The sequence below is a fragment of the Exiguobacterium sp. s163 genome, from assembly GCF_018617135.1.
Lineage (GTDB): Bacteria > Bacillota > Bacilli > Exiguobacteriales > Exiguobacteriaceae > Exiguobacterium > Exiguobacterium profundum.
Genome location: NZ_JACSJN010000001.1, coordinates 47,990 through 74,713 on the forward strand (window position 1 = coordinate 47,990; position 26,724 = coordinate 74,713).

The window sequence follows — 26,724 nt, forward strand, 5'->3', positions numbered from 1 at the left end:
ATCGCTCAATCAAGATCGAACGATGATTTTTCATTCATCCGGAATTGGAGCAACGTGACGATGAAAATGAAGAGCCCGAGGACGAGCGCCATCGCCGAAGCGTAACCGAGTTGGAAGTTCCCGAACGATTTTTGCCAAATGTAGAAGACCGCAGAGGCAGACGAGTACTCAGGACCCCCGGTTGGTGTCATGACGTTGATTTCCGTGAAGATTTGCGCTCCTCCGATGATGTTCGTCACGATGATGAAGAACGTGACCGGTTTGACCATCGGGAGCGTGATATGCCAAAAGCTTTGCCACGCGTTGGCTCCATCGAGTTTCGCTGCCTCATAAAATGATTTCGGGACACTTTGGAGCGCCGCCAAGTAAAGGAGCATCGTGTAGCCGAGCCCTTTCCAAATCGCCATGAGGATGAGCGCGGGTTTGACGGTATCGGTGTTTTGGAGCCAGTTCGGCCCATCGATCCCGATCAAAGCCAGGAATTGGTTGACCAATCCGTAGTCCCCATTATACGCCCATTGCCACAAAATCGAGACGGCGGCAATCGACGAGATGACGGGAATGTAGTAAATCACGCGGAACGTGTCCGTCCCAAAAATCTTTCGATTCAACGCGAGGGCAAGCAGAAGCGCGAGAACGATTCCGATTGGGATCCCAATCATCATAAAGAGCGTGTTGTACATTGATTTATAAAAATATTCATCTTGGAACAAGTTAACGAAGTTCTCAAACCCGATAAATTTCATTTGACCGAGGCCGTTCCAATTCGTGAAAGCGCCGTAAACAGAATACATCAACGGTACGAACGCGAAGAGGAAGAACCCAATGACCGGTGCCGCAACGAACAGGTAGGCGTACCGCTGTTCAGTTCGATATAACTTGGAAATCGATTTTGTCTTCATTATCCTTCCATCCTTTCAACGTCAGAGACGCAGGTGGCGAACATCGCCACCCCGTTTCGACTCTCTGATCAATTCGCCTGTTTCTCTTGTTCGATCGCCGCATCGAGCAATTTCTGCATCTTCGGCTGCGCCGTCTTCACATAGTCTTCGACCGACGTTTTACCGTCTAGGACAGGCTGGATGTTTTTGAAGAACTCGTCGTACCATTCTGCCGTGTATGTTTTCTCAGCCGGGAACCCGCGGCCATAATCGTTGATTAAATCAAGGAACTCTTGTTTGTTAACTGGTTTGATTGACGTATCAGCTGCCCAGTTGTCTGCGATTTCCATACTGTTCGGCAATTGGACTTGCGCGTCTACGAGCGCTTGTTGCCCTTCTTGGTCCGCAGACAAGTACATCGCCAACTCTGCCGCTTCTTCTTTATGTTTCGTCGTCGCCCCGACGCCGATCCCGAGTGACCCCACCCATCCTGACGCTTTACCGGTTGAACCGGCTGGCCATGGAAGTAAGTCGTACTCGAATTTCAACTGTTCTTTAAATGCTGCCATATCCCACGGTCCGACTGGGAAGAAGGCGAGCTGACCTTTCAGCCAACGTTGGTACGTGTCGAGCGTCTGTGTTTCGCCGATTGACGGTGTGATCCCGTGTTTCAACTGTTGATCGACGAAGAATTGCAACGCTTCGATGAACTTCGGATCATCGATTGTCACTTTCGTACCATCTTCATTGATCCAGTCCGCTCCATTACTCCAGACGAACGGTTGAAGGGCCCAGTTTACGTTGAAGCCAGTGCCGTACTGATCCATCTTCCCGTCACCGTTCGTGTCTTTCGTCAACTGTTTGGCTACGTCCACGAACTCATCCCATGTATATGGTTTGTCTTTATCCGGTAGCGGGATGCCCGCATCTTCGAACATCGTCTTGTTGTAGCCGAGTGCGAACGGACCTAAGTCTTTCGGTAGTCCGTAAATCGCGCCTTCTCCGAGCGTCTTCCCATCGAAACGATATTTGTCGACACCCTTCTCCCAAATGTCGTCCAACTTGACGTCTTCTGAAGTTTCAACCGCTTCAGTGATATCGAGTAGCACGCCCGAATTTACGTATGCTTTCACTTGGGCAGGATTATAGAAGAAGACGTCTGGGATTTTGCGACCTGCGATGGCCGATTTGAGTTTTGTATCGTACTGATCCGGGGCTGTCTGGACCATCGTTACTTTCACGTCTTTGTTGGCTTCTTCAAAACGTTTCACCGTCGCTTGGTAGGCTTTTAACTCTTCTGGATTTCCACGGAACATAAATGTCAATTCAACTTTCCCGTCAGCGCCTGCCTCGTCTCCCGAACAGCCGGCGAGCGCCAAAGAAGTTGTCATCAGGGCTGACATCGTTAACGCAAACATTTTTTTCGATTTACGATTCATTGTGAATTCCTCCATCAGTATATATTCATGTGCAAAAGATGACGAAGATGTACGTACATGTTGAATTAAATAAAAAAGCAAGCTGTATAATGAAGCCCACACGACACTATACATTCACTAGCCAAGAAACCAATTTAATTAGCAATGAAAGCGTTTTCTGTACATTTTGAGTCTATTACACACGTTCGGACATGTCAATTTGATTTTTATGTATTTTTATATTTCATCCGTACATATTCATAGAAAATTCAGGTGCTATTTTTGCTTATTCATAGTAAACAGGACATTTGTTTGTTAATATATATGTAAGATCATATCTTGTACGTATGAGTTGTTCGACGTACACGAGAGAAAGCAGGGACGCCAGATGGCACAACGCACAAAGTACAATATGGTTAAAGATCATATTCTTGAATGGATAAAAGATGGAACGGTAAGACCAGGTGAAAAAATTCCTTCTGAAAATGAATTGGTCCAATCATTTGGAGTGAGCCGTCATACGATTCGACAAGCTGTAGGAGAACTAGTGAACGAAGGTTATCTTTACCGTGAACAAGGCTCGGGCACGTATTGCTCCCCGGTCCTTCCGACCTCGGCTCCCCAGGCGATTGAACGTTTAGGCAACGGTAAAAACATCGGTGTCATCACGACCTACATGTCTGATTATATCTTCCCGTCTATCATCCGGGGGATTGAATCTCACTTGGCTTCAAAAGGATATACATTGACCTTATCTTGTACGGATAACAACGTCGAGAAAGAACGGCAATGCCTCGAGATGATGTTAGATCGTCAAATTGATGGGTTAATCGTCGAGCCGACGAAGAGCAGTAGCTATAATCCAAACATCAAATATTATTTAGAACTCGAACAACAGCATACGCCTTATTTGATGATTAACCAATACTATTCGCAGTTGACGCCCCCTTATTTGATCATGGATGACGAGAAGGGTGGGTTCTTGGCTGCCGAACATCTCATCAAACTTGGCCATGAGCGCATCATGGGACTTTTCAAAACAGATGACCTTCAAGGGGTCCATCGGATGCGCGGCTTTATACGCGCGTTCCGGGAATACAATCTCCCCCTAGAGCCAGAATTAATTATAACGTATACGACAGAAGAACTTGTGCCCTCTTTTTATGACGTGATTCATCAAGTGTTTGAGAACGCGGACGAACGGCCGAGTGCAATTGTCTGTTATAACGACCAACTCGCCCTTAACGTGTTGGACCAGTTGAGAAATCTACGCCTCTCTGTCCCGCAAGACGTCTCACTCGTCGGATATGACGACTCGGTGCTTGCCGTCGCGACAGAGGTTAAACTGACTTCGATCATCCACCCGAAGCAAGAATTGGGGCGTGCCGCAGCCGAGTGGATTATCGCGGCCGTCGAGAAAAAAGAGATGCCACCGTCACATACGTATGAACCCGAATTGATCGTCCGCAACTCGACTGCACCCTATAACCGTCTCGAATCTAAATTAGGCTGATTCTCTGCTAACTTCTTGGAGGTCCTCATGAATTTAAAACATGAACACAACAAGCTATTCCAAGCGCTCGAATTTGTCACCAGCCTGGTGCAACTGAACGTGGTCTTCTTACTGAGCATTCTGCCTGTCATCACGTTGTTCCCGGCCTTGTACGCTTTACATGCCGTCACAAGGCAATGGTCGATCAACCAAGATTACAGCGTGTTCCGCGCCTACTTCCGCTTCTTTAATGAAGGAGTGCGCCGTCATTATAAGCTCGGTATAGCCTGGACATTGTTTGTATTCGTCTTATTGATCGACTTTTTACTCATTCGGCAAATCCATACAGGGCAGACGATTCTCTTCGCAGGTCTGTTCGTGATTGGATTTGTCTTCATCTCCCTGTCGTTATTCCTATTTCCGATTTTGACGCACTACGATATGAAGACGATGGATGCCTTGAAGTTGGCGTTATTCAGCATCATACGACACGGCTATATTGTCGCGCTCGCGCTCTTGTTGTTCACAGCACTCGGTATGCTCGCGTACCGGTCACCACTCTACTTGTTGTTCGGATTTTCGTTCATCGTTTTTCTAAAAACGAAACTATATCTCCACCAATTAAATCGTACTATAACGAATAATCATATCGATATCGACTCCACGTAATATTGATTTTTTCCATCTACTTTAACAAAGTAGATGGTTTTTTATTTGAGTCTAAGAAGAATAGTTTACTCATCTGTCAATTTCAATAAATATGACCAAATCACTTCTTTAGGTTGTTTAAGTTCTATTCAAAATGAATAATACAGTTCTTAGTTAGTGAGGAGGCAAAGCAATTGGGCTTTTCCGTTAATGACTTTATTGAGGATACTCCAGTTTTTGGCGACTTACATTATATTTTGCATTATGACAATGAATCAGAACGAAGAGACACTTTAGTCTTTTCGAAAACATAGTTCAGTCCTTCATTACTGAAAGAAGCTGATTTCATTAGACTACAACAAGCAACCCTTCGTATTCATAAGTAGGCTTTAGAAAAATGTGCTCCCTAATAAACTATGTATGTCTCTTCATTCCTTTATATGCTACTTATAGTTCCACACTTCAACATACTTGATCACCTCAAGTTGTTTCCTATCCAATTTTCCAACCGCTGTATAAGGCAACTCCTTCACAAACACGATTTCTCGTGGAAGCTGATAAGTTGTCAGTCGTTCGCGCAACCGGCTCACCAGTTCTTCTTCTGTCAATTTTTCATCATATAACTGTACGTATGCTTTCAAGATGTGACCGGCGTACACATCCTCTATCCCGACGACGGCGGCGTCCTCGACATTCGGATGGTCGCGCAAAACCGTCTCGACTTCCCCAGGATAAATATTGTTTCCTGCCGAGATGATCAAGTCGTCTGTTCGTCCACACAAAAAATAATAGCCGTTCTCATCCCGGTATCCGACATCACCCGTTTGAATCCAGCGGTTCTTCCTGCTTTGCATGGACCACTTATTTCGTATGCAAAATTCCCCGATGGCCCCTGGCTCGACTTCCGCTCCATCTTTCACTACCTTTAAGTCCCCTCCCGGAATCCTTCTCCCGAGCGTGTTCGCATCATAATGTAAATCTTCTGGTGTGGCGATCAGATTCAAGCCCGCTTCCGACGTCCCATAGAGATTGTATAAGACGCTCCCCAACTCGTTATGGACTTCACGAACTAAAACGGGATGAAGCTTCGCACCACCGGACGCGATACAAGCGAGAGAATGAAGTGATGTTGGATTGTGTCGTAACATTTTGTGGATCATGAGCGGGACGACCGTGACCACTTCTACCTTGTGTCGCCGAATGAGGTCACAGGCTCTCTGCACATCAAAGCTCTCTTAAATGACGACCTGTTTCCCTAGGGCTAGAAAAGATAAAAGGATGGCGATGCCGTAGCCATGGTAAATCGGGGTGGCAATATAGGCAGTGTTGAATGACGGCAACTGCAATCGGTTCAATAATGCAGTGAATGGAGCTAGAAAGTGAAAGAGGGATGGTTTATGAGTCACTTGTTTAGGTTTTCCGGTAGTGCCACCGGTCAACAGCACAATTTTCCCGCTCGATGCGGCCGGAAGCTTTCCTTTTTTATGTCGCTTCGAATCCGATAAACTATTGATTGATACCTTTTCCTCATGATAGCTGACAAGTGTCGAACGTTCGTAAGACGAGTTTTCAATTAAGTCTTTAAACTCATCATCGTAAATCAAAAGATCGAATGGCTGTTCTTCTACGAGTCGGTTGAACTGCAGTTGACTCATCGATGAATGAAGCATGTAGATGTCTGCACCGAGTCGTGAAGCCGCAAACATCCCTTGTACGAAAGACGAGTGGTTGTGACAGAGAAACGCAACTTTTTGTCCCTTTTTAACCCCATACTGATTAGCGAAATGATAAGCGAGGTGTTCACAGCGTGACTTTAGCTCTAGATACGTCACTGTTTCTCGGCTATCCACTAAAGCCGTTTTTTGACTCCCTGCTCTTTCAGTCAATGTAAAAAGAAGCATCAAGTTGATTCCATTTTGACGGATTGCGACGAACAGACGGCCTAGATTCGATGGTGATAGAAACTGGAGCTGCGACAAGACTTTCAATAACTTAACCATTCTTATTGTCACGCTCCTTTCTCTTAAGGAATGCAGGGACCATCCAGTCTATCGGTCTTCTGAAAACAAGTGATGCTACTTGACCGAGGAACAACCACCACGGCTTATATACTGTTCCTTTCGTATACAAGGCATGTCCGATTAATTCTGCCACATGTACCGGTGACATGGCAGGTGAATGCTGATAAGCCAGCGTCGGTTTGATCATCGGAGTTTTTACTAGCGGTAGATATAGAGTCGTCGTGGATATATTTTTGATTGTGAGTTCCGGACCCGCGGAGCGAAACCACGTATCGAACGCGGCTTTTGATGCCTGATAGGCTGCCCAGTGAGGAAAAGGATGAAGTAACACATTGATGGTCGACACATTGACGATCTGCCCGTTCTTCTTTTCGAGCACCGGAATGAGCGACAAAATCAATTGTACGGGAGCAAAATAATTGATTGCCATCGTCCGAGTGAAGTCATGGTATCGATCGAGTGACTCAGTGATGGGACGATTGATGGAGATTCCAGCATTGCTGACGAGAACATCCAATCCGTCCGGTAGTTGATGGAGATACGCCAGCAAACCATTCCGTTCGTCTTCAATTCGAAGATCTGCCGGGAACACGGTCACTGTGGCTGATCCCTTCTCGATTTCAGACTTCATGACGTTCAAGTCTGCTTCTCTACGGGCAACGAGAATCAGATGCGCGGTTGTATCCGTTAGTAAATAAGCGAACGCCTGCCCGATTCCTGAGCTCGCTCCAGTAATCAATACCGTTTTCCGTTCTAACGCTGATTTCATTTTCTGATGATCGAAGGAAGGAAATCGGAATAGGAGTCTCTCTAGTAACGTGTAGTCATACATATTGCCAGCACCTTTTATTTATATTCGTCTCTTCAAGCTAAAAAAACCTAGACAATCATTTGGACATACATGACAAACGCAGCGTCCACTTTAATTGAAAAGGACCTGCTGTTCAAACCTTCCGTTTATCTTTTATACACTCTTCCCATTCGCATATCGAGTGAAATTGTCGAGAATCGCCTGCCAGCCTTGTCGTTGCATTTCAACCGGATTCATCGACTCCGCATCAAACACCTCGACCACCTTCGTCTGATCCCCTTCAGAAGTAAATGAAATTCTGACTCTCCGTTCATCCTCAAGGCGATACTGAATGAGCTCATTTTCTTCAACTTCCTCATATACCCCTTCAAAATCAAAGCCCATGCTCTGATCTTTCGCTTCCATTCGACTATGAAACTTCCCGCCGACCCGTAAGTCGTTCTCCGCCTCAATCGTATGCCAATCGTCAGACGCATGATTCCATTGTTTGATATGTTCAGGTTCTGTCCAGAATTTCCAGACTGTGTCGATTGGTGCATCGACGAGCGTTGATATCGTCACGACATTTGATTCCATGATTCGTTTCCCCTTTATTCTACAATTTTTGATCAATCACGAATGCGCTGCCCGTCCTATATGACGAACCCAATATGAGATTACTTCCCTATCAATCACATCTTCTCCTGCTCTCATTTCAACGATTGAAAGATACTTAAAACAAAAACCTTGAATGGCACTCAAAATCGAGTTCATTCAAGGTTCTTTTCATTTCATCATTGAAACTTAACTCTTGGCAATACCAAGCATAAATCCAGCGACGACAATCAAACCAATTCCCATAAAGACGAAGACGCGTTCTTTTGTCGTCTTCTCTTCTTTCAAGAGATAGATCCCACCAAGTGTCGCCACGACGACGTTCAATTGGGATAAGGCGAACGAAGTCGCAATCCCCACTTCTCCGCTTGAAACGAAAAGTCCGAAGTTCCCTATTCCCCAGGCGATCCCCGCCAAGATGTTTTTGAATGTGCGTGGATCGAGTTTCTTGACGTCCTTTTCACGAAGACTGAACAGAAGTGCCGCGATGAACATCCCGACGGATTGTGGAAGAATCGCGGTGATCCCTTCTACTTCAAAGTAGTTCGTCAAGACGGCATACGTGACGTAACCAATACTCGAAACGAATAGGACGAGTAAACCCTTTTTCAACGCACCGGCACTGTCCTGATCTTTCTTCTGTTGGTAAGAAGTCATAGTCGCTCCGATGATAATCAAGACGAGCGCTGAAAACCCTAACCATAGCTCCGTCGATGTCTGCCAGTCCCCGAGTACGATGACCCCAAAGAGAGAGGTCCCAACGAGTTGCATCCCCGTGCTGATTGGCATCGCTTTGGAGACGCTTAAGATTTGGAACGATTGGAACTGCAAATATTGACCGAGCGCCCAGAACGCCCCTGAGATAAATCCGGTCACGATGGCGAGTGTCGTGAACTCCGGTCGGAAGACGAGGGCAATCACTGTTGCCATAATCATCGCCCCGATGGTCGTTCCGATTAACTGCTGAATCGGTTTTCCTCCTACTTTCGACACGATGAGTGGAATACTTCCCCACATGAGTGCCGGTAAGAGTGCCAAAAGAATCATTTCCATGAAGCACACCTGCTTTCTTAATATAACGTCTAACATGAAATTCCCACGTCTCCAATTTTATAAACCTAAATTCAAAAAGGGAATTGCCATGTCGAATACTACGATGATATAATGATTTCGAACGGGGCATTAGCTCAGCTGGGAGAGCGCTACGCTGGCAGCGTAGAGGTCAGGGGTTCGAGCCCCCTATGCTCCATTAATTGGTCACATCTCGAATGAGGTGTGGCTTTTTTATTGGTATGGTGCGATTCAACCTCTTTCTGAACGGGTAATGATAGTTAGACTTTTTCATATAAGGGGGAATTTTGATGGAACGTACATCTGTAGAAGAAACATTGACGAGCGTGATCGAATGCATGCGCGCATGCAACCACTGCTTCTCAAAAAGTTTGCAAGAAGAGGATTTACACATGTTCACCGAATGCATCCGCCTGACTCGAGAATGCTCAGACATTTGTACTTTAGCTTTAAATGCCTTAGAAACAGATTCAGCCTTTTCAAAACCAATCGTTGCTTTATGCGCCCAAGTCTGTGATACGTGTGCGGTTGAATGCGGACGACACCAGCACGACCATTGCCAAGCCTGTGCCAAAGCATGTGAGCGTTGTGCGGAAGCTTGCCGAACACTTGTTGCCGCTTAAGCACGACATTCGTCTAACTTTCTGTTAGACTTTTTTTATTGCTTACGAAAGAAGGTAAACTATGAACCATACCATTCTAGCACTTGACGTGGAGACCGCTAACCGTGATAGTCGCAGCATCTGTTCTGTCGGATGGAGCATCCTTCAAAATGGTGATGTGGTCGAAACCGACCAGCGACTCGTCAATCCCGAGGAAGACTTTGATATGGGTAACATCCGCGTCCATGGCATTCGTCCGAGTGACGTGTGGGATGCACCGGCATTACCGGAAGTACTTTCCTCTCTTTACCCGATTTTACGGGAAGTGGACCTCGTCATCGCACATAACGCTTCATTTGACATGGGTGCCTTGAGAAAGGCGATTGTGAAATATGATCTATTCGATTTCCCGACAATCGAGTACGGTTGCACCGTCAAACTGTCACGTAAACTGTATCCAGGACTCCCGAACCATAAGTTGAACACGATGGCAGAACACTTGAACGTGCCGTTTATTCATCATGATGCTGCGGAAGATGCTCGCGTATGCGCGCTACTTATGCGAGACATGATGCAAAAAACCGGCATCACAAGCCCAAAAGAATTACATCGCTATACGTCCGTGAAAACAGGAACGCTCGCATATTAAACCGGTCATGAAATCATGACCGGTTATTTTTTGAAAATCCATCTCTTCTGGACATAATAACTGACGAAAAAGAGAAAACTATCGACGACTACTTTTAGGATGACCTCGCCTTGTCTGAGCAAGAGAAACAAGAGATAAACAAGGAGTGCTGAAACGGCCATTTGAAGCACGACGAGACTAAAATATTTCGGAAGAGACCGCCGCGCCTTCGAATCGAAGACTACTTTTCGATTAACGAGATAATTGAAGAGAGAGGAAATGATTCGAGCGATGACCGTCGCGATGACGACGTGAGCCGTATCGAAGTATGGGGATAATAAATAAATAAAGAGCGCATACATCCCTACGTCGACAAGGAACGAGGCGACAGAGGATAACGAATACATCAAAAACATCCGATAAATTAAAATCGAGTCGAGAATCGGTCTAAAATGGGATGAATCATTTTCATTCTCATATACGGTCTGGATGGTCGTTTGTTGAATCGGTACCTGCAATCGTTTCGTGAACGTGAGCATATTCATCTCGAACTCATATCTATTTCCAGGAATGTCAAGCAGTTGCCTGGCGTATCGCATCGGGATGGCTCGAAGTCCCGTCTGCGTGTCTTTTAACTTCAGCCCGCTCCCAATCAACATCACGAGCCGTGTCGCCTGATTGCCGAATCGGCTCCGGAACGGAATCGCGTCTCCGCTAAAATCTCGACATCCCATGATGAGATGATGTGGTTTATTCAACCCTTCCTCATAGACGCTGACGACATCTTGCGGTAAATGCTGCCCGTCGGCATCGACCGTGATGACCCCCGTTTTATCCGGATATGTGTCCACCACATACCGTAACCCCGTCTTGATTGCTGCTCCCTTCCCTTGATTCTGTTCGTGCGTTAACACTTGGTCGACAAATGATGCAATCTTATCAAATGTGCCTACCGACGATTCGTTACTACCGTCATTGACCACAATGATGTTCGCAAACCCACTCGCCCTCAACTTCTCCACGAGTGTGACGAGTGCCTCATCAGGGTTATAGGCCGGAATCAAAATCGAATACGCTTGGCGTGTTTCCACTTCATGCATCTGCATCGCCACCCCTCCTTCAATTCCTCTATACCCGAAGCAATGAATTCTCATTCCCAATAAAAAAACATCAGCCCTAAGGCTGATGCATGTACTCACCCGATAAAGATCAAGTAAGACGAAACGAAATAGACAACGACAACGAGTAACGAAGGAATCACATAACGTACCTTCGACGTGACATTTTGTCTTAGCACACTATACATGACGAGGATCGATAGGATGGTGATTCCGACCGCAGATACGAGGTGTGACGTCGAGACATCTGCGAGAATCGATCCATTCCGATAGAAGACATCTGACATGGCGATAATCAACATGTTGAAGATATTCGAGCCGAGAATCGAACCGAATGCCAAGTTGACATTACGTAGTTTGAGCGCCATGAACACAGCGACCGCTTCCGGGAGTGACGTCGATGCCGCAATCAAGAAGCTACCGACAAAACTAGAACCGAGTCCTGTGACAACGGCAATTTGATCACCTGTGATGGAAAGGGCTGTTCCTGCCGCCATGATTACGATTGCAGCAATGATGAATCCAAAGACCGCACGTTTCAGCGTGATCTCTTCATATTTACCGACGACCACTTCTTCTTCGACTTCATGCTCCGCGACCGGCTCTGTCGGTTGTTTCCCGATATAGTAGATTCCGATACCGTATAGAATCGCAATCAAGAGCGCGTCGACTCCGATTCCGATAAACGTCATATCAACGCGAACGATCAAAGCAATCAACGTCGTGACGGTCAAGAGTAACCCAAGTCCGGCCGTGTACAGGTGGTCCCGACTCGCATAGTTGAACAATTGCTTCTGTCGGAAGTATAGGTCGAACATCGCTAAGATAAAGATATTGAATAGGTTACTTCCAAGCATGTTCCCGATGGCAATGTCGGGGTTGTCAATCATGACAGCCGATATACTCGTTGTCACTTCCGGGAGCGACGTCGCTCCTGCCAATAAAACTGTACCGATGAGCATCCCGCCCATTTTCGACTTTTCAGTCATGACGTCGGCGTACGTTGACAATTTGATGGCGGCGTAGACGGTGATGGCCGCGGCCAGTAAGAAATAAACAAATACCATTTTTTCCTCCTCCTTGGGTAAACAAAAAAGACCTTTTTATGGACGACAAAAACGCCCATAAAAAGGTCTTGCGGACTTGTAAAAGCTCGATGGACCGAGTGCGTATGCACTGTAATGACGACCCATCGACCACAACTGTGGTCGCTACTCCCCTTTTTATCTTCCTTTTGACTATAGCATGAAGAGAACTAGTTGACAATCGAGCGGCGCATGAGCGCGAGAAGCTCCTGTGGGTCGAGAGCCGTCCGATATGCGAGTTCTTGCATCCCCGCGAGCTTCTCGGGTAACAATGGCGTGATCCAACCCGCTTCGTGAAGTCGTTTTCGGAAGCACACAATCTCTTCGTCATCAATCGTCTCTCGCGCAACAATCTCTCTTAATTCATATGCCGTTTGACATAGTGGTGCCGATTCTTGCAACCATTCGTCCTCGATGAAATAAGTCAACATGGATTCGAGGAGTCTTGCCACTTTTCGATCTTTCGCATTCTTCTCACCGTAAAACAATAGATGGAGTTCTTGTTCATACAAGCCAATCAGGTCTGTCGAGCTCCGAAATGGTTCAAATGCTGACAGCAACTCATGGTAATACCACGATTGGTCCCGCATCGGCCGTTTAAAACGTTGCCACACCTTCATCCCTTCCATCTCAAGATCATAACGGATGGAGCGGAGATTATGTAGCTTGTCCGCCACGAGAAGTGCGACTTCATCAAATTGAAGTGACTGCACCTGTTGAAGTGTCATCCGTTTTCGCTGTTCCCACGACTCTTCACGATTTTTCTCCGAGACCGCGAGAACGAGCCTGTGAACGTCAGAACCGAATTTTGATAAGATTTCTTGTGGGTCTGTCTTCGTGTCCTCAACCAAATCATGAAGCAATCCTGCCGCCACCACTGCCGGTGCTTGATGATCGGACTCAAGAAGCATGGCGACCGAGAATGGATGTGACAAATATGGAATGGTTGAACCTTTTCGATACTGTCCTCCGTGACGAATAGACGAAAAACGCAGTGCTTCTTCAACGAGTGGATTCATGTCACAATCCTCCTTCTTCCGGATGAAAACTCTTCTATCCCTTACCCGGAATTAGGTATAAATAACCTAAATTCTGACCATTTTTAGGTATATTGTCGCATCATTCTTCATAAATCATTTTTTTCGTCATTCCCCCATCGATGACAAGATTATGACCGTTCACAAAACTGTTTTGACGGTCAATCAAGTACTGCACAGCGCGGACGATATCTTCCGGTTCACCGACCCGTCCTGATGGGTGCTGCTCATGATCAATCTCGCGTAATGCCTCATCGGACGTATGAATCCATCCTGGACTGATTGCATTCACTGTCACGGGGCGATCGCCTAATGAGATGGCGAGTGAATGGGTCAATCCAACGATGCCTCCTTTAGATGCACCATATGCGTCCCAATGCGGCTCATTCTGGAAGGCACGTGTCGAGGCCATGTTGACGATTCTTCCGTACGACTCACCTTGATTCAGTTCTAAAAAGTATTTCGCACAACTAAATGTCCCGACTAAATTGACATCGATGACTCGCTTGAACGTGTCAATCTCAAGCTCATCAATCGGCTTGACTAGCGAGGCGATCCCTCCGTTATTGATCAACACATGGGCTCGACCAAATTCGTTGTGAATATCGTCAAAGACACGCTTAAGTTCAGACGTGTCTCCAAGGTCTACTTGATAAAAGCGTAACCCTTCGATATCCGGATCATCTCCAATGTCTAGCCCGATCACTTCATACTGATTTACGAAAGCTTGTGCAATCGCATAACCAATTCCTTGACTAGCTCCTGTTACAATCATCACGTCTGTCATCATTCATCCCTCCTAAAAGACTGTATACCCAAATCTCGATTAGTCGGACCATAGTTTTCGATTCGAAGTCGTGATCACACTCGCTCCCGCATCAAGTGCCGCCTGGACTTCCTCCTTTGTTTCAATCAGCCCACCTGCGAAAACGGGTATCCCCGTCTTCTCCTTCACACGTTGAATATACTTCGGCACAATGCCTGGCAGTACTTCAATATAGTCTGGTTTTGAACGTTCAATGTGTTTGATACTTTTCTCTAATGAGGTGGAATCAATTAAAAATAAACGCTGCACAGTGACCACATCATTTTGCTTTGCCTTGACGATAACGTTTCCTTTTGTCGAGATGATGCCGAACGGTTTTAACGTCTGACAGACATACTCCGTCGCATACTCGTCGGCCTTCATACCTTGTATCAAATCCATATGGATGAACACTTTTTTATCATGCTTCCTCAATAATTTGGAGATGGAGTCCAATCGGCTCATATGAATCTCTAGTAACACCCCTAATTCGAAATCACTCGATAAAAACCGCTCTAAACCCCGCATGTCCCGTATCGCCGGTAAGATGGATTGACCATTGATCATCAACTATTCCCCCTGTCTCTTTCTCATTATGCAGATAGCGTATTTTTAAAATCAAGGTTTACTCATTCAATATATCGGGAAAATAAAATCAACTTGTGCAGAGGGGGATTTGAGTATGGTCAATGAAGTGACTGTAAAAGTCGAAACACCGACTCCAGAACAACACCAAGCGTTACGCGTGAAGGCGGGGATGCCACGACGTTCTGATCGAGGCACGGTGAAAGGACTTCAAAATACGCTTTTTGGGATTTGTTTATACTTAGATGATGAGATTGTCGGAATGGGACGTGTCGTCGGTGACGGCGGAATGGTATTCCATTTAGTAGATATCGTCGTAGACCCGGAGTGCCAGGGTCTTGGACTCGGAAAATTAATCATGGAGCATTTGATGGACTGGATCTTACAAGAAGCGGATGAAACGGCCATCATTAGTTTAATCGCAGACATTCCAGCCGATGGGTTGTATCGACAGTTCGGTTTTGATTACTCACGACCTGAATCCGTCGGAATGGAGTATCAATGGAATCAAAGAGAAAGCTAATTGGCGTCATGAGAGGAGATGACGTATGGATGGATTAAATATCATCGTGTTGCTCGGATTGGCGCTCACCCTCATCTCTGTCCTCAGTCTCCTGATTGAACGATTATTTTTCCCGAGTATTTTAGCGTTTATCGCAATCGGGGTCGGGGTCGGTTTTTTCTGGGATGGGAATGAAGTCTTTAAAGTCGCGGGAGAGATTGGAATCATTCTTTTGTTTTTCCTACTCGGTCTAAAGTTTCCACTACGTGAACTTTGGAAGCGCATGCGAAAAGTATGGAAGGCGGGAATACTCGATATCATTCTGTCATTCGGGGTATCGTTCGGGATTGCATTAGCATTTGGTCTCGACTTCCCTCGCGCCTTTTTAATCGGGGCCGTCTTATATGCGACGAGCTCCTCCATCTCTGCGAAGCTGCTTGAGCGGCATTCCGAAAAACATGAAGATATTAAAGAGTTTGTGCTCGCATTACTGATCTTTGAGGATATTTTTGCCCCACTCCTCTTGACGGTCGCCCCTTTCATCATCCAAGAAGAACCGGTTGCGATGTCCGATATCGGAAAAGTGTTCGCAGGATTTCTTATATTTGGCGTACTCTTGTTCATCGGTTCGAGCTTCGTATCCAAGCAACAAAAATTTTCGAAGCACTTACTGCGACAAGATGACGCGAGCATCGGTCTGATTGGACTCATTCTCTTTTTCGCAGGAATCGGCATGGTGTTTGGATTATCTGAGATTTTAGGGCCATTCATCGCCGGGATCATGCTCGCAGATTTCCACGATGTGAGACCGCTGAAGCGTTTGACCGTGCCCGTCCGAGATTTATTCTTGCCGATCTTTTTCATCTCGTTCGGTATCTCGATCAACCTCGAGAAAGGCGTCATCGTAAATGCACTCTTCTTCGTCTTGATTGTGTGGGGAGTATTATCCAAATGGATTGTCGGACGCGTCGGGGGCAGAATCTATGGCTTGACGCGTGTTCAGGCGAATGAAGCCGGGTTCTCACTCGCGCCACGAGGGGAGTTCTCTATTTTATTCACCGCCCTTTCGAACGGGGCCATCAACTTGTTTGTCGGTCTCTATATTTTCGTGTCAGCCATTGTCGGAATCATTCTGTTCCGTTTCTCAGAGTACTTGGCAGAAAAAACGGAGAAAACCCTCACGAAAGTCTTACCTGACAAGAAAAAAGAAGAATGAATTGGCGGACCCATACGCTGGGTCCGCCTGTTTTGTGCGTTAGTCTTTCGCTAGTTTGTTGTGCCGTTTTTTACGCCATACAATATAGATGATGACGCCGATGAACAGTAGCCCATAGATTGCATAAGAATAGGCATCGAGGTATGAGAGGATATCTTGCCAGTTCTCTCCGACTTTCATCCCGATGAGGATGAGAATGGTATTCCATAAGGCTGTTCCAGCCGTACTGAGCAGTAGAAATTTCACGAATGGCATGTTTGACATCCCTGCAGGAATCGAGATCAGGCTTCGAACGACCGGCATCAAACGTCCAAAGAAGACCATCCAGCCCCCGTACCGGTCGAACCAGGCATCCGCTTTCTTTACGTCATTCAGGTCCAGTCGTAACCACTTCCCATATTTTTTCGTCCATTTTTCGATCTGCTCGACATCAAACAATAGTCCGAGGCCGTATAATAGCACCGCTCCTAATATAGCTCCGACTGTCGATGCCACGATGACGAGCGTGATGGACAAGTTCGTCTTTACAGCAAAAAAACCACCAAAGAGTAAGACGACTTCAGAAGGGATCGGTGGAAACACATTTTCAATAAAAATCATGAATGCAATCCCTATGTAGCCGTACTGTTCAATCACAGAAATCATCCAGTCACTCATGTCTCTTCCTCCATTCTCCCCCACTATACCCGTCCATTTCGCTATATAATCGTAAGGACATGCTACACTCAAAGAAAGGAGCTGATTGAAATGGAAGAAACAGTACGGTGTCCTTGGTGCGGGACGGATCCACTTTACGTCCGTTACCATGACGAGGAATGGGGAAAGCCCGTTCACGATGACCAGAAGCACTTTGAATGTCTGACACTCGAGAGTGCGCAAGCAGGACTCAGTTGGATCACCATCTTGAGAAAACGTGAAAATTATCGGTTGGCTTATGCCGACTTTGAGGTGCATCGAGTTGCCAGCTTTACGGATGAGGATGTGGAGAGACTCCTCGCCGATAGCGGGATCGTGCGAAATCGACGAAAAATCGAGGCGTCGATCAATAATGCGAAGCAGTTCATCAAACTACAGGATGAGTTTGGCTCATTTGATTCGTACATCTGGTCATTCGTCAACGATGCACCAATCCTGAATGCATGGAATCGTCTTGAAGATGTTCCTGCGACGACGGAACTTTCTGAACGATTGAGTAAAGATCTGAAACGACGCGGCTTTAAGTTTTTAGGACCGACAACGGTTTATGCTCATCTACAAGCGACGGGTCTTGTCAATGACCACCTCACCTCTTGCACGTTCCGATAACTTAAGACCAGCTCTCAAAAATATCTTTACATTTCCCCACTTGTTGTGACAATATTTTGACAAAGTGATACTTTATCACCGAAAGCGTTTTCATTTTTTTATTTTTCGGGGGGATGTTGATGAACGGAATTTTAGTGTCCATTGTCGTGTACATGGCACTGATGGTCTTGCTTGGGATCATCGCGTATCGGAGAACAAGCAGTATCGGAGATTATATGTTAGGTGGTCGGGCACTTGGTCCCGGGGTCGCCGCTTTATCTGCCGGTGCATCAGACATGAGTGGATGGCTCTTAATGGGATTGCCTGGTGCCATGTATGCGTCAGGGATTTCAAGCGGTTGGATTGTCATCGGGTTGACAATCGGCGCCTATTTGAACTGGTTATTGGTCGCACCGAGATTACGCATTTATTCATACATATCGGATGATGCGATCACAATTCCAGACTTCTTTGAGAAACGCTTTAAAGACACAAAAGGCGTGTTGCGTTCATTTTCAGCTGCTGTCACGTTAATCTTTTTCACACTGTATGCGACAAGTGGATTCGTTGCCGGCGGTCGCCTATTCAATGCCGTCTTCGACATTGAATTTGTAACGGGAGTGATCATTCTCGCTTCTATCATTATTCTGTACACATTCATCGGTGGATTTCTAGCAGTCAGCTGGACAGATTTTGTTCAAGGATTGATCATGCTGTTCGCCCTTATTTTTGTACCTGCCATCGCCATTATGGCAACTGATGGGGTGTCAAACGCTTTAGACACGGTACGAAATATTGATGAAGCATTACTTGACCCCTGGACAGGACAATCACTCATCGGAATCATTTCGCTATTTGCGTGGGGACTTGGCTATTTCGGTCAGCCACACATCATCGTCCGTTTTATGGCAATCGAAAAGCTCGAGGACATTAAGACGGCACGTCGAATCGGGATCTCATGGATGGTCTTCACCGTTGTCGGGGCGATGGCGACCGGGTTGTTCGGTCTCGCCTATTACACACAACAAGACCTCACAATCGATAATCCGGAGAACGTCTTTATCAACCTATCTGACTTATTATTCCCGGATTTGGTGACTGGTGTATTGTTGGCTGCTCTTCTTGCCGCCATCATGTCGACCATCTCCTCTCAATTACTCGTCTCGTCGAGTGCCGCGACGACAGACTTTTATCAGAAGTTCTTCCGTAAGGAGGCGGGTGACCGTGAACTCGTCATGGTTGGTCGGATTACGGTCATTCTCGTATCCGTCATTTCAATCATTCTTGCACTCGATGCAGACGACACCATCTTAAACCTTGTCGGTTATGCTTGGGCAGGGTTTGGTTCATCATTTGGTCCGCTCATCTTGTTCAGTCTGTTTTGGAAACGAACGACGCGTCAAGGCGCGCTTGCTGGAATGTTGACTGGAGCCTTTGTCGTCATTCTATGGAAGAACTATGCCGCTTATCTTTTCGGAACGTTTGGGACATTGTATGAAATGATTCCAGCATTCTTCCTGTCGGCACTTGCCATCTATATCGTGAGTTTGGTGACACCGCCACCAAATGAGGTCATTCAACGTGAGTTTGACCAAATGCAAGACATGGTCAAAGAACATATCAAATAATTCTCATGACAGGTCAAAAACGACCTGTCTTTATTTATTTAGGCAGGATTTTTCTTAATTATCGACGAATTTTAGGGTTATCGTACGAATCTGTCGTGAAAAGGAGAATCGGGATGAAACCAATTAAGATCGTCTCTCGTCTTACCTTCCTGTCTAGCTTTGTTTTATTAATTGCTTGTGGTACGACTCCGGCAACGAATCAAGAAATACCAGAAGAAGTCGAAGAACCGATTGTCGAGGTACCTGAAGAAATGCCGCCTGCCGAACCGGAACCGATTGTCACGACGGCCTCCCTCTATGCAATCGGCGACATCCTTCTACATGATTCGGTATACAACGCAGCTCGTACTGATGAAGGGTATGAATTTGATACTGCATTCGAACAGATCTCTCCAATATTGATTCGCGCCGATTTATCAATCGCCAACCAAGAGAGCATGATTGGCGGGAGTGAGATCGGGCTTTCGAGCTACCCGGCATTTAACAGTCCTTTTGAAATTGGAGATGCCTTACAACGGGCAGGAATCGATTTGGTCACGACAGCGAATAATCATACGCTCGACCGTGGCGTCCGAGCCATTGAAAGTTCGATCGACCATTGGAACGCAATCGGAATGCCTTATACAGGCTCCTTCCTATCTGCTGAGGACAAGGCGAATATTCGTACGTTGACGGCCAACGATATTTCTTTTTCCTTCCTCGCATACACGTATGGGACGAATGGAGTCGTACCGAAAGAACCCTATCATGTGAACTATATCGACCTCGCACAGATGCAACCAGAGATTGAGAAGGCGGAACAGTCGACTGACATGACGGTCGTCTCCCTCCATTTCGGTACGGAATACGAGCCGTTACCGAATGAGAGTCAAACTGAGCTCGCCCAATCGTTAGCAGACCTCGGAGTCGACATCATCATCGGTCACCACCCTCACGTGCTGCAACCCCCGACCATGCTAGAAGGAGTTCATGGCAATCAAACATTTGTCATCTACTCGCTCGGTAATTTCCTTTCCGGACAACAAGGAGATGAACGAAACACGGGCGGCATCATCGGGATTGATGTGGTCAAGACAACCGAAGATGACCAATCGACTATTGAATTGAAAAATCCGATGTTCTATCCAACCTTTACGCAAAAATCATCTGACGGACATTATGAGGTCGTCCCGTTAAAGGCTGCTCGTCCTGAACTTCTTATCCCTGTTAGCGACCATATGTCGCAATGGTTACCCCAACTCAAAATCGAACAATGACGACCACGAAATCACTCGTGGTCTTTTTATTTTCAAAAAAGTGTTGCCACACGACATCTTATCCCTTACACTGAATTGTATATTTATAAACAAATATTAATAATTATTCATAAGGGGTGTTCATATTTTGAAACAGAAACTCGTATTGGCTTACTCAGGTGGTCTTGACACATCGGTTGCGATTAAATGGTTGGACGAACAAGGTTATGATGTCATCGCCGTCTGTTTGAACGTCGGGGAAGGGAAAGACTTAGAAAAGATTCAACAAAAAGCGATGAAAGTTGGAGCGAAAAAATCAATCGTCATCGATGCGATCGACGAGTTCGTCAACGAGTTCGCTCGCTATTCGATGCAGGCCCATACATTATATGAAGGCGTATATCCACTCGTTTCGGCACTATCACGCCCCCTCATCTCGAAAAAATTGGTCGAGGTCGCACAGGCCGAAGGTGCCGTCGCTGTGGCTCATGGATGTACCGGGAAAGGAAATGACCAAGTGCGTTTTGAAGTGTCCATTCATGCACTCGATCCTTCACTCGAAATCGTCGCACCGGTTCGGGAATGGAAATGGTCACGTGAGGAAGAAATCGCGTATGCGGCAAAACATCAAATTCCGATTCCAATCGTTCAAGAAGAGCCATTCTCAATCGATCAGAACATCTGGGGACGCGCCATCGAATGCGGCATCTTAGAAGATCCTTGGGCAGCACCTCCGGCAAGCGCATATGAGTTAACAGCAGCACTTGAGGACACACCGCATGAACCGACTTATCTTGAGATTGAATTCAAGAACGGAGTGCCGGTCGCTATTGACGGGAAGAGCCAATCGTTCACCGATATCTTAAAAGAGCTCAATATCGTCGCGGGTGCCCACGGCGTCGGGAAGATTGACCACATCGAGAACCGGGTCGTCGGTATCAAATCACGTGAGGTGTATGAGGCACCTGGCGCCATGACATTAATCACTGCACATAAAGCTCTTGAAGCCTTGACACTCGTTCGTGAAGTGGCGCATTTCAAACCGATTGTCGAACAAAAATTGACGGAAACGATCTACAACGGACTTTGGTATTCACCGCTCACAAAAGCACTTCTTGCCTTTATCGATGAGACACAAGCGACCGTCACAGGAACGGTTCGCATGAAACTGTTTAAAGGACAAGCCATCGTCGACGGACGGAAGTCGCCAATCTCGCTTTATGATGAGGAACTTGCGACCTATACGTCAGCAGATACGTTCGATCAGCAAGCAGCTGTCGGATTCATCAAGTTGTGGGGTTTGCCAACAAAAGTTCAATCAGAGGTGTTGATGGAAAAGGGAGCGTTCGTCAATGAGTAAATTATGGGGAGGCCGTTTCGAGAAGACGGCGAGCGATTGGGTCGATGCATTCGGTGCATCGATTGAATTTGACGCTCAACTCGTCCTTGAGGATTTAGAGGGTAGCATGGCACACGTGACGATGTTAGGTGACCAAGGCATCCTCTTAAAAGAAGAAGTCACTCAAATCCTTGATGGATTACAACAACTTAAGCAAAAAGCACTCGCGGATGAATTAAAATTCGAGGTGTATCACGAAGATATTCATATGAACTTAGAAGCTCTGCTTCATGAAGCGATTGGACCGGTCGCAGGGAAGATGCATACGGCACGTAGTCGAAACGATCAAGTCGCGACGGACATGCATCTTTACTTGAAAGAACGTGTGAAAGAAGTGATTCAATTGATTGAATCGCTTCAACATGAATTGCATGCACATGCTTCAGAAAACGTAGAGACGATCATGCCTGGCTACACGCACCTCCAGCGTGCACAACCGATTTCACTGGCCCATCATTTGCTCGCCTATTTCTGGATGCTGGAGCGGGACAAGGAGCGGTTTACGGACAGCTTGAAACGGATTGATTGGTCCCCTCTTGGCGCAGGAGCCTTAGCAGGGACAACGTTTCCGATCGACCGTTCCCGTTCAGCTGAATTACTTGGATTCAATCGGGTTTACCCGAACAGCCTCGATGCCGTTAGCGATCGTGACTTCATACTCGAGTTTCTTTCAAATGCATCAATGCTTATGATGCACCTCTCCCGCTTCTGTGAAGAATTGATTCTTTGGGCAAGCGAAGAGTATCGCTTCATTACAGTGTCCGATACGTTCTCTACCGGTTCGAGCATGATGCCACAAAAGAAAAACCCTGACATGGCCGAACTCGTCCGTGGAAAGTCGGGTCGAGTGATTGGAAACTTGATGGGCTTGTTGACGCTCATGAAAGGACTTCCGCTCGCTTACAACAAAGATTTACAGGAAGATAAAGAAGGAATGTTTGACACGGTCAAGACCGTTCAAGGCTCACTCAGTATCATGGCGGGGATGATGAATGAATTGACGTTCCATCCTGACGTCATGAAACAAGCGACCGAGCGTGATTTTTCTAACGCTACAGAACTCGCTGATTATTTGACGGCAAAAGGAGTACCGTTCCGTGAAGCTCACGAAGTGACGGGTAAACTCGTCAAATATTGCGTGGATGAGCGATTGTATTTACGCGAGCTTCCAATCACGGTGTTCCAAACGTACTCTGAATTGATTCAAGAGGATGTGTATCATGCCTTGACCCCTGAACAGGCAGTCGCACGTCGAAACAGTTACGGTGGCACTGGATTCGATGCCGTCCATGAACAATTGAATGAAGCTTCGGCATGTATTAGCACGATGACCTATTCATAACAAATACGCGCCCTCGTCAATAAACGAGGACGCGTATTTTTGTTCATCCATTCAATATAAAAATTATATAAATCAGTACTCGTCGTCTAGTTCCCCCTCTTAATGATAACAAGAATCCTGTTCAACAAACAGACTACACTTTAATGTGTTCACGTACGATAATGGTCTCAATACGATATAAATAGGAGGCATTCACATGAAATCTTCTGTTCAGTTGGACCCAGGTCCGTTCTTTCATGGAACGAAAGCAGAACTTGTTGTTGGAGATCTTTTAGAAGTTGGCCATATGTCGAATCATCGCCATGAGCCGCTACGTCACCTTTATTTTACGGCGACTTTGGATGCTGCAAAATGGGGGGCTGAATTAGCAAAAGGAAACGGTCCTGAGCAAATTTATATCGTGGATCCGGTTGGAAATTTTGAAAATGATCCAAATTTAACGGATCAACGATTCACTGGAAATCCTACTCGATCCTATCGGACAATCGAACCGCTCCTCGTAGTAGGCGTTTTAAAATCATGGGAACGTCACTCAGAAGAGATGATTGAAAAGATGCGTTCATCGATTGAGGAATTACGTCTAACCGGAAACAATCACATCATTGATTAAGTTTGAAAAGCGAAAAACTACTTGTCATCCCTATTCGAACATGTTAACTTTTATATTGTTAACGTTAACTGAAAAGGGGTTTACATATGAAAATTCAAGATATGACTCAAATCGCCTTCGGAGCGGCACTCATCGCAAGTATTGGTTTCATCGAAATACCGATTGGACCCGTTCCGATCACCCTTCAAACACTCGCCATCATGACCATCGCCGGCATATTCGGTGCAAGGAAAGGATTTTTGGCAGTCATCGTGTACCTCCTGCTCGGCTTGATCGGACTTCCAGTACTGAGTGGTCAAGGAGGTCTCGCACCATTTGTAGGACCAACTGTCGGATATTTAATCGCCTTTCCGATTGCAGCGCTCTTCATTGGCTGGTTCAGCGAACGCTATCGCTCCATTCCAGCATTGATTGGCTATAACTTTTTGTTCGGTCTAGGGCTCGTCTACTTACTCGGAAGTATGGGACTCGAGATCGTTCTCGGTATGTCGTTCATTGATGCGCTCAAAGTAAATATTCCATTCTTCTTTGGTGACGCTTTGAAAGCAGTACTTGCTGCCATATTAGCCGTGAAAATTTCTCAGAACGTTCAAGTCCGTCGTTCCCTCGCTTCGTAAAAGTTCGAACGTTTCACCCGTTTCCATCTGTGGAATAACTGTAGTATGGAAGGGGGTGTCCCGATGAGCGACTCGACGTTTAAAAAACGCTTACAGAAAGCGACCCACTTTTACCAACGCTCTGACAAAGGGCAGCGTCAAGGAATCGATAAGTCGTCTCATGAGAAACGTGACACAGATGCGTTTGAGCGAAGACTCCGTGAGGCTAAAGCGAAAGTTGGCGAGATTCAAGAAAACATTGACCATATTGCTAGACGTTAAAACCCCGTCCGAAGACGGGGTTTATTTTTTGCGTGGTCGAATGAGAAGGGTGACGATGAACAGAAGCGCTAATGTGACGAGAAGTGCAAGTGATGCCGTATTCCACCCGATCAAATTCAACCCTACACTGATGGCGACCGTGATATAAAATCCACCTAGCGCTTTTTTGACGTGCTGCGAGCTGAAACGTTGTAGCTGTTTCGCCCCAAAGGGTGATCCGATCATGGCACCCGCAATCAGAGCAAGACCGTGCAGATAATTCGTTTCAGCACCTGCCACCGTATAACTGATGACACCGGATAAGACGATGAGAAGCGCTGCCGTAATACTCGTTCCGACCGCACGCTTCATCTCTGTGTTCAACAACTTGACCTGAAGAGGAGTCAAGACGAATCCACCGCTTACTCCCATCAACGAGGAGATGAACCCCGCGAACACACCGATGATCCCAAGGCGTAGTACAGAGTCCGTTCCGACGCTTCCTTCCACATGCTGTTTCGAACGAAAGAAAGAAACCGCAAAATATGTGAGTAATGCGATATAGACGAGTGAGATGATCAGTGTCGCCCCATCGACTCCTTCTAAATAAAAGACAAGCGGTGTGGCAATCCAGGTCCCGACAATCCCGAACAAACCGATCCATAAGGCGTGTGACACGTTCACGTTACGCAAACGGATATGCGAGATCGTTCCTGCCGTCGTTGATCCGAGCGTCAACATCAGGCTAAGGGCAATCGCCGCACTCGCTTCATACCCGAAGACAAGGAGAAGTGGTGTCAGTAAGATTCCACCACCAATTCCAAAGAATCCACTCAAGATTCCGATTAACGTTCCTAAAAGGAGAAACTGTAATACTTGTAAAACGTCCATGTTGTACCCTTCTTTCATTGGTCTCGTCTGCAATCATATCAAAAAGGGGCGTCGAATGCGCCCCTTTGCTTACAATGACCGTTCTAGAAACTCGAATATTTGTTGACGATATTCATTCTGGAATGACTGGTACGATCCGACATGACCTTCGTTATCAGTCACCCAAAGTTCGACGCGTTCTTGTGCTTCAGCCAATTTTTTACTTTCAGAAACAGGAATCGCATCATCGTCTTTACTGTGGATCAATAAGATAGGAGCCTCAATCGACTTGATATCCTGAATAGGAGATACGACATCGGCATCGAGACCGGTGAACCAAGGGGTCACAGTCATGATGACGGGCGTGAACGGAACGTTCGGCAAGTCACTCCATACCGGAAGATTTGTCTCGAGATAATTTCGTAAATCACTAAACGGACTGTCGGCGATGACTGCAGCAACTTCGACATCATCAGCTGTAGAGAGTGCTGTCGCCGCTCCCATTGAAATTCCGTACAAGACAACTGGTCCTTCTGAACGACCTTTCGCATATTGGATGGCCGCTTTTAAATCGGATTGTTCTTTAGCGCCGACCGTGACTCGGTCACCCTCTGATATCCCTGAACCGCGAAAATCGAACGTTAAAAATTGGTATCCTTGTTCATGAAATTCTGGAATCAACTCTTTCAACGGTAAATCTTCCTGTTCACGGTTCTTCCCATATCCGTGGGCAAAGACGATGGTCGCACGCGGCGTAGGATGAGGAATCCACCATCCGTATAAGTCATATCCTTCCTCCGATTCGATTGTCACATTCTCGTACTTCAAACCAAGTGATTTCGGGGTGTATGTCAATTTTTCCCGCTCCGGTGACGTCAACTGGTCCCCAATATGAGCCGAGATTCCTCCGATAGCCAAACCGGCAACGAGTAAAATGATGAGTATCGCAATACTCAATAGTTTCATCCAACGATTCATCCGTAAC

The 26,724-nt window shown here is 46.3% G+C and carries 28 protein-coding genes, 1 tRNA gene and 1 pseudogene; 15 read left to right on the top strand and 15 right to left on the bottom strand.

The features are described from left to right. Nucleotides 1-5: 5 nt before the first annotated feature. Nucleotides 6-902, bottom strand: coding sequence for a carbohydrate ABC transporter permease (locus KNO71_RS00270; RefSeq protein ID WP_021066211.1), 897 nt, complete (start codon nt 900-902; stop codon nt 6-8). A gap of 68 nt (nt 903-970) precedes the next feature. Then, nucleotides 971-2,320 (bottom strand): ABC transporter substrate-binding protein, encoded by a 1,350-nt coding sequence (locus tag KNO71_RS00275; RefSeq protein ID WP_214686858.1) that lies wholly within the window; start codon nt 2,318-2,320, stop codon nt 971-973. A 367-nt stretch (nt 2,321-2,687) separates the two neighbouring features. Here KNO71_RS00275 and KNO71_RS00280 point away from each other — a divergent pair, with 367 nt between their 5' ends. After that, nucleotides 2,688-3,812 carry a GntR family transcriptional regulator gene (locus KNO71_RS00280; RefSeq protein WP_031423568.1) on the top strand — a complete coding sequence of 375 codons (1,125 nt, stop codon included), beginning with the start codon at nt 2,688-2,690 and terminating at the stop codon, nt 3,810-3,812. 27 nt (nt 3,813-3,839) lie between these two features. Then, the gene (locus KNO71_RS00285; RefSeq protein WP_214686860.1) at nt 3,840-4,460 is read left to right on the top strand and encodes a YesL family protein; all 621 of its coding nucleotides are present in this window, start codon (nt 3,840-3,842) and stop codon (nt 4,458-4,460) included. A 422-nt stretch (nt 4,461-4,882) separates the two neighbouring features. Here KNO71_RS00285 and KNO71_RS17580 read toward each other — a convergent pair whose 3' ends face one another. The 5 genes and pseudogenes from KNO71_RS17580 to KNO71_RS00305 all read right to left on the bottom strand — a co-directional run bounded on the left by KNO71_RS17580 (nt 4,883) and on the right by KNO71_RS00305 (nt 8,918). Beyond that, nucleotides 4,883-5,293: a class I adenylate-forming enzyme family protein gene (locus KNO71_RS17580; RefSeq protein ID WP_353047649.1), complete on the bottom strand. Its 411-nt coding sequence runs from the start codon at nt 5,291-5,293 to the stop codon at nt 4,883-4,885. Between the two features lie 6 nt (nt 5,294-5,299). Then, a pseudogene (locus KNO71_RS00290) lies at nt 5,300-6,439 on the bottom strand (AMP-binding protein); the annotation flags it as partial. Continuing rightward, nucleotides 6,432-7,292, bottom strand: coding sequence for an SDR family NAD(P)-dependent oxidoreductase (locus KNO71_RS00295; protein ID WP_214684144.1), 861 nt, complete (start codon nt 7,290-7,292; stop codon nt 6,432-6,434). The pseudogene KNO71_RS00290 and the gene KNO71_RS00295, both read right to left, overlap by 8 nt. A 132-nt stretch (nt 7,293-7,424) precedes the next feature. After that, the gene (locus KNO71_RS00300; protein WP_214686862.1) at nt 7,425-7,847 is read right to left on the bottom strand and encodes an SRPBCC family protein; all 423 of its coding nucleotides are present in this window, start codon (nt 7,845-7,847) and stop codon (nt 7,425-7,427) included. A gap of 207 nt (nt 7,848-8,054) precedes the next feature. After that, nucleotides 8,055-8,918 (bottom strand): GRP family sugar transporter, encoded by an 864-nt coding sequence (locus KNO71_RS00305; RefSeq protein ID WP_078146990.1) that lies wholly within the window; start codon nt 8,916-8,918, stop codon nt 8,055-8,057. Between the two features lie 123 nt (nt 8,919-9,041). On the opposite strand from KNO71_RS00305, the gene KNO71_RS00310 reads away from it, so the two are divergent. From KNO71_RS00310 to KNO71_RS00320, 3 genes are all read left to right on the top strand, one after another. Further along, nucleotides 9,042-9,114, top strand: a tRNA-Ala gene (locus KNO71_RS00310). Nucleotides 9,115-9,226: 112 nt separating this feature from the next. Beyond that, nucleotides 9,227-9,559, top strand: a complete 333-nt coding sequence (locus tag KNO71_RS00315; protein WP_012726406.1) for a four-helix bundle copper-binding protein — start codon at nt 9,227-9,229, stop codon at nt 9,557-9,559. A 61-nt stretch (nt 9,560-9,620) separates the two neighbouring features. Continuing rightward, entirely contained in the window at nt 9,621-10,187 is a 567-nt protein-coding gene (locus KNO71_RS00320; protein ID WP_012726407.1) for a 3'-5' exonuclease, read from the top strand. A gap of 23 nt (nt 10,188-10,210) precedes the next feature. Here the strand turns inward: KNO71_RS00320 and KNO71_RS00325 are convergent, their stop codons facing one another. From KNO71_RS00325 to KNO71_RS00345, 5 genes are all read right to left on the bottom strand, one after another. Then, nucleotides 10,211-11,272, bottom strand: a complete 1,062-nt coding sequence (locus KNO71_RS00325) for a bifunctional glycosyltransferase family 2/GtrA family protein (RefSeq protein ID WP_214686864.1) — start codon at nt 11,270-11,272, stop codon at nt 10,211-10,213. 89 nt (nt 11,273-11,361) lie between these two features. After that, on the bottom strand, nt 11,362-12,351 hold the full coding sequence (locus tag KNO71_RS00330) for a sodium:calcium antiporter (RefSeq protein ID WP_214686866.1): 990 nt from the start codon (nt 12,349-12,351) through the stop codon (nt 11,362-11,364). Between the two features lie 188 nt (nt 12,352-12,539). Beyond that, nucleotides 12,540-13,388: an HD domain-containing protein gene (locus tag KNO71_RS00335; protein WP_214684136.1), complete on the bottom strand. Its 849-nt coding sequence runs from the start codon at nt 13,386-13,388 to the stop codon at nt 12,540-12,542. A 100-nt stretch (nt 13,389-13,488) separates the two neighbouring features. Further along, nucleotides 13,489-14,196 carry an SDR family NAD(P)-dependent oxidoreductase gene (locus tag KNO71_RS00340; protein WP_214686868.1) on the bottom strand — a complete coding sequence of 236 codons (708 nt, stop codon included), beginning with the start codon at nt 14,194-14,196 and terminating at the stop codon, nt 13,489-13,491. Nucleotides 14,197-14,232: 36 nt separating this feature from the next. Continuing rightward, nucleotides 14,233-14,778 (bottom strand): glycerol-3-phosphate responsive antiterminator, encoded by a 546-nt coding sequence (locus KNO71_RS00345; RefSeq protein WP_214686869.1) that lies wholly within the window; start codon nt 14,776-14,778, stop codon nt 14,233-14,235. Nucleotides 14,779-14,893: 115 nt separating this feature from the next. Here KNO71_RS00345 and KNO71_RS00350 point away from each other — a divergent pair, with 115 nt between their 5' ends. Together KNO71_RS00350 and KNO71_RS00355 are read left to right on the top strand one after the other, a co-directional pair. Further along, nucleotides 14,894-15,319 carry a GNAT family N-acetyltransferase gene (locus KNO71_RS00350; protein ID WP_047795266.1) on the top strand — a complete coding sequence of 142 codons (426 nt, stop codon included), beginning with the start codon at nt 14,894-14,896 and terminating at the stop codon, nt 15,317-15,319. A 25-nt stretch (nt 15,320-15,344) separates the two neighbouring features. Continuing rightward, nucleotides 15,345-16,514, top strand: coding sequence for a cation:proton antiporter (locus tag KNO71_RS00355; protein ID WP_214686871.1), 1,170 nt, complete (start codon nt 15,345-15,347; stop codon nt 16,512-16,514). A 39-nt stretch (nt 16,515-16,553) separates the two neighbouring features. Here the strand turns inward: KNO71_RS00355 and KNO71_RS00360 are convergent, their stop codons facing one another. Beyond that, nucleotides 16,554-17,171: a DedA family protein gene (locus tag KNO71_RS00360; protein ID WP_031423550.1), complete on the bottom strand. Its 618-nt coding sequence runs from the start codon at nt 17,169-17,171 to the stop codon at nt 16,554-16,556. Nucleotides 17,172-17,261: 90 nt separating this feature from the next. Here KNO71_RS00360 and KNO71_RS00365 point away from each other — a divergent pair, with 90 nt between their 5' ends. From KNO71_RS00365 to KNO71_RS00400, 8 genes are all read left to right on the top strand, one after another. Continuing rightward, nucleotides 17,262-17,819 (top strand): DNA-3-methyladenine glycosylase I, encoded by a 558-nt coding sequence (locus KNO71_RS00365; RefSeq protein WP_214684131.1) that lies wholly within the window; start codon nt 17,262-17,264, stop codon nt 17,817-17,819. Nucleotides 17,820-17,938: 119 nt separating this feature from the next. After that, complete coding sequence (gene putP / locus KNO71_RS00370) at nt 17,939-19,426, top strand: sodium/proline symporter PutP (RefSeq protein ID WP_214686873.1); 1,488 nt, start codon at nt 17,939-17,941, stop codon at nt 19,424-19,426. Nucleotides 19,427-19,539: 113 nt separating this feature from the next. Beyond that, a complete protein-coding gene (locus KNO71_RS00375; protein ID WP_214686875.1) occupies nt 19,540-20,682 on the top strand; it encodes a CapA family protein in 1,143 nt (380 codons plus the stop codon). Nucleotides 20,683-20,806: 124 nt separating this feature from the next. Continuing rightward, entirely contained in the window at nt 20,807-22,021 is a 1,215-nt protein-coding gene (locus tag KNO71_RS00380) for an argininosuccinate synthase (RefSeq protein ID WP_214684873.1), read from the top strand. Beyond that, nucleotides 22,014-23,402, top strand: coding sequence for an argininosuccinate lyase (argH, locus tag KNO71_RS00385; RefSeq protein WP_214686877.1), 1,389 nt, complete (start codon nt 22,014-22,016; stop codon nt 23,400-23,402). Before KNO71_RS00380 ends, argH begins: the two co-directional genes overlap by 8 nt. A gap of 196 nt (nt 23,403-23,598) precedes the next feature. Beyond that, nucleotides 23,599-24,012: an NAD(+)--rifampin ADP-ribosyltransferase gene (gene arr, locus KNO71_RS00390; protein WP_251026303.1), complete on the top strand. Its 414-nt coding sequence runs from the start codon at nt 23,599-23,601 to the stop codon at nt 24,010-24,012. A gap of 86 nt (nt 24,013-24,098) precedes the next feature. Then, nucleotides 24,099-24,629 carry a biotin transporter BioY gene (locus KNO71_RS00395; protein WP_078147005.1) on the top strand — a complete coding sequence of 177 codons (531 nt, stop codon included), beginning with the start codon at nt 24,099-24,101 and terminating at the stop codon, nt 24,627-24,629. A 63-nt stretch (nt 24,630-24,692) separates the two neighbouring features. Continuing rightward, the gene (locus KNO71_RS00400; RefSeq protein WP_012726425.1) at nt 24,693-24,890 is read left to right on the top strand and encodes a hypothetical protein; all 198 of its coding nucleotides are present in this window, start codon (nt 24,693-24,695) and stop codon (nt 24,888-24,890) included. A gap of 21 nt (nt 24,891-24,911) precedes the next feature. Here KNO71_RS00400 and KNO71_RS00405 read toward each other — a convergent pair whose 3' ends face one another. Next, entirely contained in the window at nt 24,912-25,760 is an 849-nt protein-coding gene (locus KNO71_RS00405) for a sulfite exporter TauE/SafE family protein (protein WP_214686879.1), read from the bottom strand. Nucleotides 25,761-25,829: 69 nt separating this feature from the next. Continuing rightward, on the bottom strand, nt 25,830-26,717 hold the full coding sequence (locus KNO71_RS00410; RefSeq protein WP_214684124.1) for an alpha/beta hydrolase: 888 nt from the start codon (nt 26,715-26,717) through the stop codon (nt 25,830-25,832). Between the last annotated feature and the right edge of the window lie 7 nt (nt 26,718-26,724).

Excerpts from the sequence above, each read along its gene's own strand:
- KNO71_RS00320 (WP_012726407.1), top strand. The coding sequence starts at position 9,621 with ATGAACCATACCATTCTAGCACTTGACGTGGAGACCGCTAACCGTGAT.
- KNO71_RS00325 (WP_214686864.1), bottom strand. The coding sequence starts at position 11,272 with ATGCAGATGCATGAAGTGGAAACACGCCAAGCGTATTCGATTTTGATT.
- KNO71_RS00395 (WP_078147005.1), top strand. The coding sequence starts at position 24,099 with ATGAAAATTCAAGATATGACTCAAATCGCCTTCGGAGCGGCACTCATC.
- KNO71_RS00345 (WP_214686869.1), bottom strand. The coding sequence starts at position 14,778 with ATGATCAATGGTCAATCCATCTTACCGGCGATACGGGACATGCGGGGT.
- KNO71_RS00295 (WP_214684144.1), bottom strand. The coding sequence starts at position 7,292 with ATGTATGACTACACGTTACTAGAGAGACTCCTATTCCGATTTCCTTCC.
- KNO71_RS00315 (WP_012726406.1), top strand. The coding sequence starts at position 9,227 with ATGGAACGTACATCTGTAGAAGAAACATTGACGAGCGTGATCGAATGC.
- KNO71_RS00410 (WP_214684124.1), bottom strand. The coding sequence starts at position 26,717 with ATGAATCGTTGGATGAAACTATTGAGTATTGCGATACTCATCATTTTA.
- KNO71_RS00340 (WP_214686868.1), bottom strand. The coding sequence starts at position 14,196 with ATGATGACAGACGTGATGATTGTAACAGGAGCTAGTCAAGGAATTGGT.
- KNO71_RS00365 (WP_214684131.1), top strand. The coding sequence starts at position 17,262 with ATGGAAGAAACAGTACGGTGTCCTTGGTGCGGGACGGATCCACTTTAC.
- KNO71_RS00360 (WP_031423550.1), bottom strand. The coding sequence starts at position 17,171 with ATGAGTGACTGGATGATTTCTGTGATTGAACAGTACGGCTACATAGGG.
- KNO71_RS00305 (WP_078146990.1), bottom strand. The coding sequence starts at position 8,918 with ATGGAAATGATTCTTTTGGCACTCTTACCGGCACTCATGTGGGGAAGT.
- KNO71_RS00350 (WP_047795266.1), top strand. The coding sequence starts at position 14,894 with ATGGTCAATGAAGTGACTGTAAAAGTCGAAACACCGACTCCAGAACAA.
- KNO71_RS00355 (WP_214686871.1), top strand. The coding sequence starts at position 15,345 with ATGGATGGATTAAATATCATCGTGTTGCTCGGATTGGCGCTCACCCTC.
- KNO71_RS00400 (WP_012726425.1), top strand. The coding sequence starts at position 24,693 with ATGAGCGACTCGACGTTTAAAAAACGCTTACAGAAAGCGACCCACTTT.
- putP (WP_214686873.1), top strand. The coding sequence starts at position 17,939 with ATGAACGGAATTTTAGTGTCCATTGTCGTGTACATGGCACTGATGGTC.
- arr (WP_251026303.1), top strand. The coding sequence starts at position 23,599 with ATGAAATCTTCTGTTCAGTTGGACCCAGGTCCGTTCTTTCATGGAACG.
- KNO71_RS00405 (WP_214686879.1), bottom strand. The coding sequence starts at position 25,760 with ATGGACGTTTTACAAGTATTACAGTTTCTCCTTTTAGGAACGTTAATC.
- KNO71_RS00300 (WP_214686862.1), bottom strand. The coding sequence starts at position 7,847 with ATGGAATCAAATGTCGTGACGATATCAACGCTCGTCGATGCACCAATC.
- KNO71_RS00280 (WP_031423568.1), top strand. The coding sequence starts at position 2,688 with ATGGCACAACGCACAAAGTACAATATGGTTAAAGATCATATTCTTGAA.
- KNO71_RS17580 (WP_353047649.1), bottom strand. The coding sequence starts at position 5,293 with ATGCAAAGCAGGAAGAACCGCTGGATTCAAACGGGTGATGTCGGATAC.
- KNO71_RS00275 (WP_214686858.1), bottom strand. The coding sequence starts at position 2,320 with ATGAATCGTAAATCGAAAAAAATGTTTGCGTTAACGATGTCAGCCCTG.
- KNO71_RS00285 (WP_214686860.1), top strand. The coding sequence starts at position 3,840 with ATGAATTTAAAACATGAACACAACAAGCTATTCCAAGCGCTCGAATTT.
- KNO71_RS00375 (WP_214686875.1), top strand. The coding sequence starts at position 19,540 with ATGAAACCAATTAAGATCGTCTCTCGTCTTACCTTCCTGTCTAGCTTT.
- KNO71_RS00330 (WP_214686866.1), bottom strand. The coding sequence starts at position 12,351 with ATGGTATTTGTTTATTTCTTACTGGCCGCGGCCATCACCGTCTACGCC.
- KNO71_RS00335 (WP_214684136.1), bottom strand. The coding sequence starts at position 13,388 with ATGAATCCACTCGTTGAAGAAGCACTGCGTTTTTCGTCTATTCGTCAC.
- KNO71_RS00270 (WP_021066211.1), bottom strand. The coding sequence starts at position 902 with ATGAAGACAAAATCGATTTCCAAGTTATATCGAACTGAACAGCGGTAC.
- argH (WP_214686877.1), top strand. The coding sequence starts at position 22,014 with ATGAGTAAATTATGGGGAGGCCGTTTCGAGAAGACGGCGAGCGATTGG.